Here is a 14647-nt window from a genome sequence, read left to right as displayed (position 1 = left end):
ATCAGCGTAACCGGGAATCGTCTTTTCGCGTCCGGAATGCATGGTAGGCGAGGTAAGAGATGACTCCGAAATAGCATGTGATCAAGAATGCGTGTAATAACGGAACGTACGTGGCATGTCCACCAAGAACGATCCAGGCACCGGTTGCAACCTGACAAGAGATAAAGAAGGTTGCGAACAACATACCGGTACGCGAGGTCCGGTGTTTCAGGCGAATCGCCGTGTAGTGAACGAACAGCGTATAGAAGAACAACAGACCGGCCAAAATCCGGTGAATCATTTGAACCCACGCTTCGAACGTCATCGTCGGTTGCGAACAGACCGGCCAGCCGACGCAGGCATACGTCGCACCGACATGGCGGACGAACGCTCCGGTGTAAACGACGATTAACGTATAGATCAATAAGCCGTACAACAGTTTACGCAAGAACGCTGGGACCGATTCCCTGAATTCTTGACCGGGACGCTCCATAATCAAGATCGTCAAGATAAGTAAGGAAGCAAAAGAAATCAATGAGATTCCAAAATGGAGTGCCATGACGAGATCCGACTGTTGCCAAACGACGGCACCTGCACCGACGATGGATTGAATCAACATGAAAATGAAGGCCAGGAAAGCGAAAATCTTGATATCCAGGCGATCTTTGAAAGCGACAAGTGTCCAAAGACACAAGGCGATGATCAATAAACCGACGACTCCTGTTACTGCGCGGTGACTATACTCAATCATCGTTTCGACACTTGGATTAGTTGGAATCAATTCTCCGTGACAGAGCGGCCAATCGGTCCCGCATCCGTTTCCGGAATCTGTTTTCGTGACGGTCCCCCCCATGAGAAGAACGATCATCATCGTGAATGTGACAAATGCTGAAAAAATCGAGAGTTTTCGATTCAAAACGCAGCCACCACCTTTCTAGAGAAAATACATGATACTTGAAATACCTAGCAATAGTATCGCATAAAAAATATCGAAACGCTTGCAATCTTTTAGAAGAACGCTATTCTAATATTAGGTAAATATGGTGAACTGTGAGGTTAATCACATAGATTTCACATTTTGTTCATTATGTCGAAAGTATTTTCATACGTCATGACCTTGAATATGTGGTATCTTTTATAGAGAAAAGGACGTTTCGTGGCGTGTCTGTGTTATTTCTGTGAAGAAAATACGTGAATCCTACGTACAGAAAGAACGCGGACGGTTAGAAGGAGGAAACAACATGGCGAAAGTAAACGGGGAGACCCTGGACATCATGATCGAGCAATCGGATCAGCCGACGTTCAAGGACTATGTCACCCTAGCAAAGATGGGAATCGTTCGTGCGAATCTCATCACCGTCTTCGCAGGTTATGTCGTGGCAGCATCATACTTAACGGATGATGTTCTACTGTATTTGTGGCAGACGAAGTTGACATTATTGTGGACGCTTCTCGGAAGTGGACTGGTCATTGCCGGTAGTTGTTACCTCAATAACTATATCGACCGTGACATTGATTACAAGATGGAGCGGACGATGGGAAGACCGAGTGTTACCGGTAAGATGGATGGGCAACGGATATTGGCATTAGGACTTGGGATACTGGCTACCGGTACCGTTCTCTTGCTGATCGTTAACCATGTCGCGGCAGTTTTCGGATTGATTGGTTCGTTTGTCTACGTCGTCATCTATACGATGTGGTTAAAGCGGACACACACGATCAATACAGTCGTAGGTGGTATTTCCGGAGCAGTGCCACCGATCATTGGATTTGCGGCAGTCACTCCAACACTTCATATCGATGCATGGATTTTGTTTCTCATCATGTTCGTATGGCAACCGCCTCACTTCCTTGCGCTCGCCATGAGACGGACGGAAGAGTACCGGGCTGCCGGTATTCCAATGTTACCTGTCGTCAATGGTTTTGCGATCACGAAACGGCAAATTGTATGGTGGATTGCAGTTTTAGTTCCATCATCACTCCTCCTCGCGCATTACGGCATCATTTACATGCTTGTCATGGCTGCGCTTGGTGGATACTGGCTCTACATGGGACTGAAAGGTCTCAAAATCAAGGAAGAACAAGCTGAGATTAAGTGGGCTTCGAAGATGTTTTTCTTCTCGCTCTTTTATTTCACGGCTTGGATCGTGACGGTCGTACTCGTTTCTCTCTAAAACGATTTGACATACTTCACGAACACCATTAAGAAAGAAAAAAATTGGGGAAAAGAAAGTGGGGATGGTTGTGAAAAAATCAGGAAAAATGCTCTTCCGGCTTCTTCCGATCGGTTTGATGGCATTATTGTTATCAGGTTGTGGAATCCCGGAATTGTCCGCACTACAGCCTCGCGGGGAAGGCGCACAAATGCAACTTGAAATCATTAAGCTCAGCTTATGGGTCATGTTGTTTGTCCTTGCGATTGTAGCAGTCATCTATATTTACGTACTTATGAAATTCCGTCGTAAAGCTGGAGACAACACTGTTCCGAAACAAGTGGAAGGAAATCACACACTTGAAATCATCTGGACAGTCATTCCGATTCTCTTGTTAGTCGTTCTTGCCGTACCAACCATCAAAACGACGGTTGAATTAGCAGATGCGAAAGAAGCGAAGAAAAATGAAGTCATCAACGTTACAGCAAACCTGTACTGGTGGGAGTTCGAATATCCAGACAAAGGTGTTTCAACAGGACAAGAGCTCGTTATTCCAGTCGGAAAACGTGTTGCTGTCAACTTAACTTCAAAAGACGTCATTCACTCATTCTGGGTACCTGCTCTTTCAGGTAAAACAGATACAAACCCGGGTCTTGAGAATGAAATGTGGTTACAAGCACAAGAAGCCGGTACGTACTACGGTAAATGTGCCGAGTTATGTGGACCATCGCATGCTTTGATGGACTTCAAGGTCATCGCGCTTGAACAGGATGATTACGATGCATGGCTTAAAGACATGAAGTCAGCTAAAGAAGCAGAAACAAAACAATTGGATGCAAAAAATGAAAAGAACTGGACGACTGGCGAGCAAGTTTACGCACAAAACTGCCTCAGCTGTCACGGTGGCGGGAAAGTCGCGCCAAGCTTAACAAACTTTGGTGATCGTCAGCGTATCGCTGGATACCTCGATCATGACAAAGAAAATCTCGAAAAATGGATTCGCGATCCACAAAAAGAAAAACAAGGAACAAAAATGCCTGGTTTCTCTGAAGATAAGATTAGCGATGAAGAGTTAAGCGAACTTGCAGACTACCTATTGGACAAAAAGCTCCAATAATATTTAAGGGGGAATCATAGTGGGGACACATACTATGGGTATGCCGAAGAAAAAAACCGGCATCATGGACTGGCTAACGACAGTCGACCATAAAAAAATCGGGGTTCTCTATATCATCTCTGGATTGTTTTTCCTTCTGGTTGGTGGCGTAGAAGCCTTAATGATTCGTTTTCAATTGATTAAACCGATGAACGATTTCGTCAGCGGTGAATTATTTAACCAGTTGATCACGATGCACGGTACGACCATGATCTTCCTGGCAGCCATGCCGATGTTGATCGGTTATATGAACGCTGCTGTTCCGCTTCAAATCGGAGCACGTGACGTTGCGTTTCCATTTTTAAATGCACTTGGTTTTTGGTTGTTCTTCTTCGGGGGAGTCTTGTTGAACCTGTCATGGTTCTTCGGCGCAGCTCCGAACGCAGGGTGGACAGCATATGCACCACTTTCAACTGTTCCAGAATCACTCGGTGTTGATTTCTACTCACTCGGATTACAGATTTCTGGTTTCGGTACACTCATGGGGGGGATTAACTTCCTCGTTACGATTTTGAACATGCGTGCACCAGGTATGAAACTGATGCGGATGCCGTTGTTCACATGGACAGCATTCGTTGCATCAGCATTGATCGTTTTCGCATTCCCGCCACTTACGGTCGGATTGTTCCTCTTGACGTTTGAGCGTCTGTTCGGGGCACATTTCTTCGATCCGGCAGCCGGTGGTAACATCGTCATCTGGGAACACCTTTTCTGGATTTTCGGTCACCCGGAAGTATACATCTTGATCTTACCGGCCTTCGGTATCTTCTCTGAAATCATTCCTACATTTGCCCGTAAACGTCTCTTCGGTTACACGACGATGGTCTTTGCGACAATGTTGATCGGTTTCTTAGGATTCATGGTTTGGGTCCACCACATGTTCACAGTTGGACTTGGTCCGGTTGCGAACGCAATCTTCGCGGTTGCGACAATGGCGATCGCCGTTCCGACCGGGGTTAAAATCTTCAACTGGCTCTTTACGCTATGGGGCGGTAAATTGACGTTCCCAGTTGCGATGCTCTACTCGGTTGCCTTCATCCCATCATTCCTTGTTGGTGGTATGACAGGGGTCATGCTTTCTGTTGCTCCTGCCGATTATCAGTACCATGACAGCTACTTCGTAGTTGCCCACTTCCACTACGTTATCGTTGGTGGAGTTGTCTTCGGTCTCTTCGCAGGTCTGTACTACTGGTTCCCACTCATGTTCGGGAAACAGCTCAACGAGTTCTGGGGTAAAATTCAATTCTGGTTGTTCTTCATCGGCTTCCACTTGACGTTCTTCCCACAACACATTCTCGGTCTGACTGGTATGCCACGTCGTGTCTTCACGTACTTGCCAAACCAAGGCTGGGAAACAATGAACTTACTGTCATCAATCGGAGCAGCCTTCATGGGTGTCTCGACAATCGTTCTTGTCGTATCCATCGTTGCGGCATTGATGTCAAAAGAATACGTTAAACGTGACGTCTGGGGAGACGGTCGTACCCTCGAGTGGACACTTCCTGTCCCAACTCCAGAGTACAACTTTGCACAGATTCCACTTGTTAAAGGTCTTGACACATACTGGCTCGAAAAAATGGCTGGAAACAAAACGGTTTCGGTTTCGGAAGAAGTCGGCGATATCCACATGCCGAACAACTCGATCCTGCCATTCGTCATGTCTGTCGGTTTATTCCTTGCCGGTCTCGGATTCATTCTTCGCCTTGACTACGGTACAGTAGGTCTGATTATCGCCTTGATCGGTCTTGCGATGACACTCTTCGCAATGTTCCTCCGTTCTTGGATTGACGATGAAGGATACTACATCCCGAAAGCGGAAATCGAAAAAGATCTACGCCTTGAAGCTGAAAAGGAGGCGAAGTAAGATGGGACATCATTCAGTACCAAACAACCCGATTACGGGTATTCCGGATCATGTTGAAAAAGCAACACTTGAGGGTAAGAATAAATATGTAGCCTTCTGGTTCTTCCTTGGAGGAGAGACGACATTGTTCGCTTCTCTCTTCGGGACGTACATCGGGTTGCACAACTCCGGTGCGAAAGAAGGATTACGCAGTTACGATATTTTTGAAATGGGTCTTGTCTTCATCATGACGATGCTCCTTCTCACAAGTTCACTGACAAGTGTTCTTGCGATGATGGCGATGAAACGTAATGATGTGAAGAAAATGAAAATGTGGTTGATCATCACGCTTGCACTCGGTTTAGGGTTCCTCAGCGGTGAGATTTATGAGTTCAACCATTACTACCACATCGGTCACACGTTTACGTCAAGTGCTTTTGGATCAGCCTTCTACACACTCGTTGGTTTCCACGGAGCACACGTCTTGTTCGGTCTCCTCTGGATCTCGACATTGTTGATTCGGAACTGGAATCGCGGGATTACGGTCGTTAACGCACCGAAGTATTATGTTTCAAGTCTTTACTGGCACTTCATTGACGTCGTCTGGGTCTTTATCTTCTCAGTCGTCTACCTCATGGGGATGGTGAAATAAGATGGAAAAACACGAACCGCAATTAACACGTAATCAAGTTGAACTCGAGATGAAAGCAGATCGCAGCCGCGAGATGCAGTTGCAACTCACAAGTTTCGCTTTGATGATCTTTCTCACACTGATTGCTTTTGGTGCGGTCATGGCAGAACTCATGCCACATTGGGCAGCCGGTGGATTCCTGATCATCATGGCAATCGTGCAAGTGTACCTCCAACTTTATATGTTCATGCACATGAACAATAAAGGAAATACATGGATCAAAGTCATGATGGCACTCGGTATCTTCGTCGCCTTGACGATCGTCGCGACACTCCGTCTTTTGATCTGGTAATAAATTGTGACCATTCTGCTAACGTTTAGCAGGATGGTCTTTTATTTTGGAATCGTTTTATGAGAAACCTTTACAATGAAATAGGGGAACGGTAATCTTAATCTGTAGGAAAAAGGAACGGGGTGAAAACATGTTAGGCAACTTAAGGGGATCTTTATCACAATTCGACTGGACGGTTTTATGGAGTCCATATTATGCATTACTTTTGATTGGTATATATGTTTTATACGCTGTCTTGACGGAAAAGATCCGTCGACCCGATGAAGCTGAGACGACGCTAGGGCAGAAGTTTTCGATGCTTGCGGCATTATTCGTCTATTACATCGGTTTTGGCAGTCCGCTTGACGTCCTCGCGCACATCACATTCTCTGCCCATATGCTGCAGATGGTATTCGTGTATATGGTGGCGCCACCGCTCTTGATGATGGCGATTCCAGGGTGGGTATTCAAACGGTTGTTTGAGGTGCCATATCTCGGACGGACATTACGATTTTTCATTTTGCCGTTGATTGCACTGATTTTGTTTAATTCCTTGTTCACGTTTTACCACATGCCATTCATCTTTGATTATGTCTTGACGAATTATACGGTGCACCGGATTTTCCACGGAACACTGATTTTCCTCAGCATGACGATGTGGTATCCGATCATTGCACCCGTCAACGAAGAAGACAGTTTGTCGGACTTGAAGAAGATGGTGTATATCGTGGCGAACGGTGTATTGTTGACACCAGCGTGTGCGTTCATGATCTTTAGTCAAAGTTTTCAGTACGATGCCTATCAGGATCCGGCTACTTTTGCGAAAGTATTAGCATACTGTATGCCGAATAATGATTTAAGTGGACTCAATATGGAACGACTATTCGGAACAACAAAAGATTTGCTTGAGGACCAGCGTTTTGGCGGAGTTCTCATGAAACTCGGTCAAGAATTAGTGTACGGGCTGTTCTTTGGTCTGACGTTCTTTACATGGGTCAGACGTTCTAAAAGTACTGCTGTCGATGAAGGTATGTCCTTCTCGCCAAAAGCGGATTAAATTGGGGGAAGTTGGAACATGAGTTATTTGCCGTTGATTTGTGTCTCGTTGATTGTCATCAGTGCGATTTTTGTCGCAATCGGTTGGTTTTTGATTGCGCAGACACGCCGGAATATGAAAGCACACCAATTCGTGATGACGATTGCTGCTGCGTTAGCTTTACTCTTCTTCATCATGTATGCGTTACGAACGATTTTATTGGGCAACACTGCATTTGGAGGGCCGGATACGATTAAACCGTACTATACTGGATTTTTGATTTTCCATATCCTGCTCGCCACATCAGGTGGTGTCCTTGGACTGATGGCTCTTTTCTTTGCTTATAAGAAAAACTTTGCGAAACACCGTAAAATTGGTCCGAAAGCATCGGTCATTTGGTTTTTAACGGCGATTACAGGTGTTATCGTCTACTGTCTTTTATACGTGGTTTACGAGCCGGGAGAGACAACAAATGTGTTTCGGGCAATCTGGAACCATTAAGGAGGTCTTGATTTGAAGAAAAACAGTTATTTGACTGTCGCCGCAGTCGTATTGATTTTAGTGGCTGCAGCAGGCGGATATTATTATTTTTTCATGAAAGAAAAATTACCTGTCATTGCGGAACCAACTCCGTTTGAATTGACGAATGCAGTCGATGGAAAGCAGTTTAGTTCGGAAGATGGAAAAGTCAAAGTCTTGACGTTTTTCTACTCGAACTGTCCGGACATCTGTCCGTTGACGTTAAACGATTACCGCAAATTAGAAAAACAGTTACGTGCTGAAGAATTGTACGGAACAGATGTTGAACTTGTTGCGGTTACGGTCGACCCGAAAGTGGATACACAAAAAGTCCTGAAAAAATATGCGTCCAACTTCGAGGCGAATGCAGAAGGCTGGAAAGTCTTGACGGGAGACGATGTCGTCATCGATCGTCTGACACGACAATTGAATTTCTATTATTCAAAAGCAGAAAGCGGCTTGGTCACACACGGCACGCAGATGTTCATCCTTGATCGGGATAATAAAGTCCGGGCGATTTCTTCGATGGCAAAAACGACAGACGAACCGGTTGACTTAGAGGAAGTAATGACATCGGTCAAACAACTTGCGAAGGAGTGAATACCGTGATGGAACAGCAGTATGAAGTAACAGGCGAAGTGACGGTCTCCGTACAAGCGATTGAAGAACTTTTACTCTGTACAGTCCTTGATTTCGGCGCAACTGTAGCACGGATCAAACGATTATCCGGAGACTCGATTTCATTCAGCTTGAAAGTCCAGGTCGACGCCACCCGGCTTCCGGGTTTGTATCACTATTTGCGTGAACAAGTAAACCTCCAATTAGGGGAAGATGTGCTCGACTATCTTCAGTTGGTGGCCAAGTAACCGGAACCCATCGATTCCAGCGGGATGTCCGGAAAAAGTAAAGGAGGCACTTTCTCGGTTCATGAGAAGGTGCCTCCTTTTTACAACCTTTTTTAAGAAATGGATATGCAAAAAAAAATCAAAATCCACGAAAGGTGAATTTTGATTCGTTTGATGCTTATTTTTCGAGCGTTTCAAGTAGTGCAGTCAAGCGGCGTTCGCAGTCTTTGACGATTTCAGGAGGGAACTCCTCATCGTACTCGACGCCGTGCGGATAGTAATGTTTTCCGAGTAACGGTGTCAACATCCGAACGACTGCTTGACGGTCCTCGATCTCACCTTGAATGGCATAGACCGGAATACGGAGGTAAAATACCTCGCCCGTCGATTGTTTTTCGTACTTCATGTCATACATGGCACGCTCATAATCCCATTGTCCTTCACGGACGAAACGGTGATGCGCCATAATCGTTTCGAGTAACCCAAACTTCATTTCCTTATTTTCGATTCCGAACTGTTCAAACTTCATGTGTGAATCCCCCTATACCCCAGTTTGCTAGCGTACACTAGTCTTTCCAAGCTATCATACCATAATGAAACAACCAATAAAGAAAAAGTTGTGAAGTCAATTTGAAGAATTCATGAACTTCCGTATTTTCGCTCAACGTATTCAAGAATCGTATCCGGTGCATGGATGCCGAGATGATTTAACCCTTCTCCGCCAAAGAAAACGTTAAATTCAAGCACATAAATATGACCGTCCCGGAAAATGAGATCAAATCCGGCATGATCGATATCAAGTTGCTTAGCGAGCGTCAGCACAAAATCAAGTGCCTCCTGTGGAATGTTCTCGAAATCAAGGACACCCCCTTGAGCGACGTTATTTAAGAACTCGGTACCGCCGACCCGCCAGTAGGCAGCGAGAACGTGATCGCCGACGACGACGACACGTAAATCCTTTTCATTCGGAATATATTCCTGTACATAAAACGTATCATGTTGCGCCACGTATTTATCCCAGTCCGCGTCATTTTTGATCAGATGGACGCCTTGACCCATGGAACTGCGGACGGTCTTGGCGACGAACGGAAAACTGAACTGATCGAGTACACGGGAAATCGTGAATTCGTTTTTTCCGTAAATTTCTGTCCGGGGAATATTATCAGGAATAACGGTTTTGAAAATCCGTGTCATTTCGATTTTATCGTGACCCAAATGGAACGTCGCTGCTGAAGGAAAAATCGGTTTTTTCATTCCATAGATGATGGAATGAATCTGCCAGTATTCCGGGAACAAGATGACATCCGCCTGGGCGATTTTATTTAATGAATCAAAATGATAATCCGACTTCGCATGTTCGGTTTTGATTCCAATCGTCCGGAACATGTTAAATGATAAAAATTGCATACAATTCATTCCTTCCTTCTGAACAAATTATACACAATTCAGCGTGCTAGGAGCGAGATAAATGTTATGATATGATGGTTAAGTTAAGGAGGAGATTCGTTGTGATTTATTCAGATAAAACAGTCGACCTCATCAACGCAGCGGAAGACCTTGCATACTCTCTCTCGCAAAGCGAAACAGGTCAAGCATATAGATTAGCAAAACAGGCACGTGCAAACTCAAGACAAGCACAGGATGTGATTCGGGACTTCAACCGAATCAAGGAAGAGTACGAATTGGTGCAACGATTTGGCCGGTATCATCCGGATTATCAAACCATCACAAAAAAAGTACATGAAATTAAACGTGCACTGGATTTACAAGAGGAAGTCGCGCAGTTTAAAAAAGCTGAAAAACAATTGGAAACGCTTCTCGGACAAGTCAGTCTCGTCCTGGCAGGACAAGTCTCTCCTCAAATCAAAGTACCGACTGGAAATCCGTTTTTCGATCAAGGATGCGCAGGCGGATGTTCGACTGGAGGAAGCTGCAGCTGTAGCGGTTAAGAACGACACAAGGGAGGAACGGTGTGTGATCAAGGATCGAATTGGACTTATCGTCTATGTCAATGCATTGAAAGCATCACGTCAATTGCGTCGGTTCGGAAATGTCTATTTCACTTCAAAACGGGAACGATACGTCTTTTTATACGTTGATTTGGAACGACATGAACAGGTGGTTGAACGGATTACAGAATTACCGTTTGTCGAAAGCGTCATTCGATCAGAACGACCGTTCATCAGTGAAACTTATGCAAATAAAAAAGGTAAGATACAAGAAGAAGTCTAACAGGTAGAGCGATGAGGTCATCCTCGTCGCTTTTTTGTGAAAGGATGAGAATGCATGCGGGTCATATCAGGGGAACGAAAAGGGATGCGAATCAAAGCTGTACCGGGGGATCAGACACGACCGACGACAGATAAAGTCAAAGAGTCTTTGTTTAATGTCATCGGACCGTATTTTGACGGAGGAAAGGCACTCGATTTATTTGCCGGCAGTGGCGGTCTTGGGATCGAGGCATTATCACGAGGGTGTGATGAAGCAGTTTTTGTCGATCAACATTTCAAAGCGATTCAAACAATCAAAGAAAATTTAGAGATAACCCGCTTTACAGAGCGCAGCCGCGTCTTAAAGAAGGACGTGACGGTGGCATTATCGGAACTTTCGGGCGAGTCACCTTTTAAACTGATTTTTCTTGATCCACCGTATGCGAAGGAGCAACTTGCTGACCAAGTGGCGTACATAGATCAACATGACATGCTGACAGACAATGGCGTCATTATTTGTGAACATGGAACGGAGACGGAGTTACCGGATGAAATCGGTCGTTTACAGGTCATCAAACGTCTGCGGTACTCTACGGTCATCTCAATTACATTGTATGAATTTACAGAACTGGAGGAACAAGCATGAAACGAATCGCCATCTGTCCCGGGAGTTTTGATCCCATCACGAACGGACATCTAGATATCATTGAACGGGCAGCACCAATCTTTGACGAAATAATCGTTGCCGTACTGAACAATTCCTCCAAGCAACCGCTGTTTTCGGTGCGTGAACGAATGGAGCTTATTTCGAAAATGACGGAACATTTACCGCACATTAAAGTCGATTCCTTTAACGGGTTACTCGTCGATTATGCTTCGGAGGTCGGAGCCGACGTCATCGTCCGTGGATTACGTGCCGTATCGGATTTTGAATATGAAATGCAGGTCGCCTCAATCAATAAAAAAATGAATGATCAAATCGAGACGTTGTTTATGATGACAAATAACCAATATTCGTTTTTGAGTTCATCGATTGTCAAGGAAGCCGCAAAATACGGAGCCTCCGTTGCCGGACTTGTGCCTCCTGCCGTCGAAGAAGCATTACGTCATAAATACAGCAAAGGAGAATTGAGATGAAAGCTTGGAAACCGGCACTGGCCGCTGTACTCGCAGCGATGATTGCTTTTTTTGTTCCGCTTCCGTATTTTATCTCTTATCCCGGAGATGCGACCTCGACGGAGCAATTGATTGATGTCGAAGGAGCGACGAAGGAGCCGGGGGATTTAATGATGTTAACGATTGCCCAGCGCCGGGCGACTCCGTATTTTCTCGTAGAGAGCCTATTTTTGCCGTTTGCGGATCGTTCGAGTGTCAGTGACTATTTGTATGACGGTGAGTCGGATACGCAGTATGAGAAACGTCAGAAGCTTTACATGGAAGAAGCCCAGCATAACGCGACGATTGAAGGGTATGAGCTCGCAGGGAAGAAGGCGACGGTCGATTTCAAGGGCATTTATGTATCTGGCATCATTCCGGACGGTCCGGCAGACGGGAAGTTAAAAGCGGGGGACCAAATCACGGCGGTTGGTGACGAAGCGATTACTTCATTGAGCGGATTCATGGAAACGATCAGCAGTAAAAAAGCTGGGACGGAAGTAGAGTTGACGTTCCTACGAAACAAAAAACAACGACAAACGAATATCAAAGTCAGTCAGCTGACGAAGGAATCAGAGCGAGTTGGACTGGGGATTTATGAGCCGCTTCCGATGTCTTCGGTAAAGACGGATCCAGAAGTCGATTTTAACGTCAAGGATGTCGGCGGTCCGTCGGCTGGGATGATGTTTACACTCGAGATTTACGACCAACTGACGAAGGGTGACTTAGCGAAAGGGTATAAAATTGCCGGGACAGGTACGATTGAAGAAGGTGGAAAAGTCGGTCCAATCGGCGGCGCCTGGCAAAAAGTTGTGGCAGCAGACGAAGCGGATGCAGAAATCATGTTTGTCCCGTCCGGTGAAAATTACAAAGAAGCTAAACCGTCCATAAAAAAAATCGAGACGAATATGAAACTCGTCCCGATCAAGACAGTGGAAGATGCACTGGATTATTTAGAAGCGTTGCCGGCGAAATGAGCAAAACGGCGATGCTCTTCGAGCGCGTCATAACGAGCCAAGGGCACAGCATAGGCTGCTGTGACTTGGCTTTCTTTGATGAGCCAAGGATGTTTCTCGAATGTCGAGATGACCGGGACCCGTTGTTTGATTTCGCGTAAAGCGAGGCGTCCTTTATCATTGAATGCTAACGGACGCACATAGTCAATCCGGTCAAATGCAATCTCATCAATCTCATTTGCCTTAGTTGAAGTCAATACGTAAATCAGGGCGCGTTGAAGGCTCGTCCGGGTATAACGACGCGTTTTGACAGCAGCCATGAAGTCGTCAAACGTCTCGTTTTTGCGTGCTCCTTCAATCAATCGCGGAGCCAAGGAAGAATCAATCCCGTTAAATTGCGTTAAATCATCGAGACTGGTTGTCAGAAGGCGGTGGCGGATAAACGGATAGTAGGGCTCAAATGAAGCGAAGACCGCGTTCTGCAGCGTCTCAGCGGTCAGTGCCGGCAAACCGATTAACGAGTGGTGTTTGGCATAGTAGGCGCGGATGGCCGTCGCACTCATGATGTCACCGATCGAAAGGTCATGATAGCCGCTCCCGATTCGTTTAGTCGTGTGTAAGGTAATCGTAGAGGCAGCCCGTGCGTAATAGTAGCCGAGGGTATTATTCGGCGTCGTCAAGTCCAGGGTTGTCGTCATTTCCCGAAATGCTTGGCTGGCGGCTGTTGCCGAAGACAGTCCGCGCGCTAATCCTTGTTGGACCAATTCTTGATAACGTGGACTCGCTTCATGATTTTCAGCAGCGGCATGGATGAAAGAGGCTAACTGACCACATTCGCTCCCGAACGATAAAATTTCGGCTCCGATGGTCTCCGCAATCGTTACCCCGCCGAGGGCGAACCGGTCAGCCCGTTGGACAGCGAAATAAAATGGAAGTTCGAGAACGAGATCGATTTCACCACTTGCGACAGCTGCTTGCGCGCGCGACCATTTATCTGTAAAGGCCGGTTCCCCGCGTTGTGTGAACGTCCCGCTCATGATCGCAACGATCAAATCAGCACCGGTTTCCTGGCGTGCGATTTTGGCTTGATAAAGGTGTCCATTGTGAAACGGATTGTACTCAGAAATAATTGCAGTCATTCTCATGAAACTTTCTCCTTTGCAAACCGAATTAAGTGCGGTAATATGGATGAAGACGTCCAAAAGTGTTCGTTCTCTAGCGATTTCAGTGTAAAGAAAAAACATTGACAAAACAAGATGTCCTCTCTATAATTCATATTGTTGCAATTGAGGTGATTCGGATGAAATGGTCCCTGATGCAATTGAATAAATTGCGCAATCTGGGTCAACTTCAGGTTAACGAGACGATTGAGCTTCCTGAGCTTATCGCCCTCCATCCGGATATCCGGGCGGTGCAACCTGTGCACGTTCGTGCAAATGCATCGTTTACATCGAATCAATTAATATTCAATCTCCGGATTACAGGTGAAATGACGCTTCCGGATGCCCGGACGCTGAGTGACGTCGCGTACCCGTTCGAGATTGAATCCATCGAGTCGTTCCTGCTCGAGGTTGATGCTGTTCCGAGTGATTCGGATGAGATCAACTTACCGAACGGGAATACGGTTGATCTTCAACCACTCGTGCAAGAATTGATTTTACTTCATGTGCCAGTGCAAGTGCATGGGGATGATGAAGAAAATCAGTTGGTTCAAGGGGAAGGCTGGACGGTTCTCTCTGAAGAAGCGCCAGAAGAAACTGAACCAAAAATTGATCCGCGACTTGCGGGTCTCGCTCAGTTCTTTAAAAAAGATCAGGATTCCTAATCTTTTCA

19 protein-coding genes are annotated in these 14647 nt (G+C 45.8%); 15 read left to right on the top strand and 4 right to left on the bottom strand.

Features of this window, described 5'->3' with window-relative positions:
* Nucleotide 1 precedes the first annotated feature (1 nt).
* Complete coding sequence (locus tag KNP93_RS01235; protein ID WP_114595409.1) at nucleotides 2-895, bottom strand: COX15/CtaA family protein; 894 nt, start codon at nucleotides 893-895, stop codon at nucleotides 2-4.
* Nucleotides 896-1220: 325 nt separating this feature from the next.
* Here KNP93_RS01235 and cyoE point away from each other — a divergent pair, with 325 nt between their 5' ends.
* The 9 genes from cyoE (at nucleotide 1221) to KNP93_RS01190 (ending at nucleotide 8514) form a co-directional block, all read left to right on the top strand.
* Complete coding sequence (cyoE, locus tag KNP93_RS01230) at nucleotides 1221-2153, top strand: heme o synthase (RefSeq protein ID WP_188004533.1); 933 nt, start codon at nucleotides 1221-1223, stop codon at nucleotides 2151-2153.
* A 64-nt stretch (nucleotides 2154-2217) separates the two neighbouring features.
* Complete coding sequence (coxB, locus tag KNP93_RS01225) at nucleotides 2218-3249, top strand: cytochrome c oxidase subunit II (protein ID WP_114595411.1); 1032 nt, start codon at nucleotides 2218-2220, stop codon at nucleotides 3247-3249.
* A gap of 34 nt (nucleotides 3250-3283) precedes the next feature.
* Nucleotides 3284-5152, top strand: coding sequence for a cytochrome c oxidase subunit I (gene ctaD, locus KNP93_RS01220; RefSeq protein ID WP_026827913.1), 1869 nt, complete (start codon nucleotides 3284-3286; stop codon nucleotides 5150-5152).
* Between the two features lies 1 nt (nucleotide 5153).
* Nucleotides 5154-5783, top strand: coding sequence for a cytochrome (ubi)quinol oxidase subunit III (locus KNP93_RS01215; protein ID WP_012370856.1), 630 nt, complete (start codon nucleotides 5154-5156; stop codon nucleotides 5781-5783).
* A gap of 1 nt (nucleotide 5784) precedes the next feature.
* Complete coding sequence (locus KNP93_RS01210; RefSeq protein ID WP_131972474.1) at nucleotides 5785-6114, top strand: cytochrome C oxidase subunit IV family protein; 330 nt, start codon at nucleotides 5785-5787, stop codon at nucleotides 6112-6114.
* Nucleotides 6115-6244: 130 nt separating this feature from the next.
* The gene (gene ctaG, locus KNP93_RS01205) at nucleotides 6245-7150 is read left to right on the top strand and encodes a cytochrome c oxidase assembly factor CtaG (protein WP_114595413.1); all 906 of its coding nucleotides are present in this window, start codon (nucleotides 6245-6247) and stop codon (nucleotides 7148-7150) included.
* A gap of 18 nt (nucleotides 7151-7168) precedes the next feature.
* A complete protein-coding gene (locus tag KNP93_RS01200; protein WP_114595414.1) occupies nucleotides 7169-7630 on the top strand; it encodes a DUF420 domain-containing protein in 462 nt (153 codons plus the stop codon).
* A 12-nt stretch (nucleotides 7631-7642) separates the two neighbouring features.
* Nucleotides 7643-8248: an SCO family protein gene (locus tag KNP93_RS01195; protein ID WP_114595415.1), complete on the top strand. Its 606-nt coding sequence runs from the start codon at nucleotides 7643-7645 to the stop codon at nucleotides 8246-8248.
* Nucleotides 8249-8256: 8 nt separating this feature from the next.
* Nucleotides 8257-8514 (top strand): hypothetical protein, encoded by a 258-nt coding sequence (locus tag KNP93_RS01190; protein WP_114595416.1) that lies wholly within the window; start codon nucleotides 8257-8259, stop codon nucleotides 8512-8514.
* A gap of 157 nt (nucleotides 8515-8671) precedes the next feature.
* Here the strand turns inward: KNP93_RS01190 and KNP93_RS01185 are convergent, their stop codons facing one another.
* Nucleotides 8672-9022, bottom strand: a complete 351-nt coding sequence (locus KNP93_RS01185) for a YugN family protein (RefSeq protein ID WP_012370850.1) — start codon at nucleotides 9020-9022, stop codon at nucleotides 8672-8674.
* Nucleotides 9023-9132: 110 nt separating this feature from the next.
* Entirely contained in the window at nucleotides 9133-9900 is a 768-nt protein-coding gene (locus KNP93_RS01180; RefSeq protein ID WP_233494513.1) for an ATP-grasp domain-containing protein, read from the bottom strand.
* A gap of 101 nt (nucleotides 9901-10001) precedes the next feature.
* On the opposite strand from KNP93_RS01180, the gene KNP93_RS01175 reads away from it, so the two are divergent.
* Genes KNP93_RS01175 through KNP93_RS01155 form a run of 5 tightly spaced genes read left to right on the top strand, consistent with a single transcriptional unit; the run spans nucleotide 10002 to nucleotide 12835 of the window.
* Nucleotides 10002-10442, top strand: coding sequence for a YlbF/YmcA family competence regulator (locus KNP93_RS01175; RefSeq protein ID WP_131972476.1), 441 nt, complete (start codon nucleotides 10002-10004; stop codon nucleotides 10440-10442).
* A 25-nt stretch (nucleotides 10443-10467) separates the two neighbouring features.
* On the top strand, nucleotides 10468-10725 hold the full coding sequence (locus tag KNP93_RS15745; RefSeq protein WP_114595418.1) for a YlbG family protein: 258 nt from the start codon (nucleotides 10468-10470) through the stop codon (nucleotides 10723-10725).
* 54 nt (nucleotides 10726-10779) lie between these two features.
* Nucleotides 10780-11349, top strand: a complete 570-nt coding sequence (gene rsmD / locus KNP93_RS01165; RefSeq protein WP_131972477.1) for a 16S rRNA (guanine(966)-N(2))-methyltransferase RsmD — start codon at nucleotides 10780-10782, stop codon at nucleotides 11347-11349.
* Nucleotides 11346-11840 carry a pantetheine-phosphate adenylyltransferase gene (gene coaD / locus KNP93_RS01160; protein ID WP_214852784.1) on the top strand — a complete coding sequence of 165 codons (495 nt, stop codon included), beginning with the start codon at nucleotides 11346-11348 and terminating at the stop codon, nucleotides 11838-11840. Before rsmD ends, coaD begins: the two co-directional genes overlap by 4 nt.
* Nucleotides 11837-12835 carry a SepM family pheromone-processing serine protease gene (locus KNP93_RS01155; RefSeq protein WP_131972479.1) on the top strand — a complete coding sequence of 333 codons (999 nt, stop codon included), beginning with the start codon at nucleotides 11837-11839 and terminating at the stop codon, nucleotides 12833-12835. The genes coaD and KNP93_RS01155 overlap by 4 nt, the downstream gene beginning before the upstream one ends.
* Here the strand turns inward: KNP93_RS01155 and KNP93_RS01150 are convergent.
* Nucleotides 12808-13959 (bottom strand): tRNA(Met) cytidine acetate ligase, encoded by a 1152-nt coding sequence (locus KNP93_RS01150; RefSeq protein WP_214852768.1) that lies wholly within the window; start codon nucleotides 13957-13959, stop codon nucleotides 12808-12810. The genes KNP93_RS01155 and KNP93_RS01150 overlap by 28 nt on opposite strands.
* A 155-nt stretch (nucleotides 13960-14114) precedes the next feature.
* On the opposite strand from KNP93_RS01150, the gene KNP93_RS01145 reads away from it, so the two are divergent.
* Complete coding sequence (locus tag KNP93_RS01145; protein ID WP_114595423.1) at nucleotides 14115-14639, top strand: YceD family protein; 525 nt, start codon at nucleotides 14115-14117, stop codon at nucleotides 14637-14639.
* The last annotated feature ends 8 nt before the right edge of the window (nucleotides 14640-14647 follow it).

Source organism: Exiguobacterium sp. s166 (assembly GCF_018618855.1).
Taxonomy (GTDB): domain Bacteria; phylum Bacillota; class Bacilli; order Exiguobacteriales; family Exiguobacteriaceae; genus Exiguobacterium_A.
Note: the sequence above shows the minus strand (reverse complement) of the source record. Positions and strands in the feature narration are given on the sequence as shown.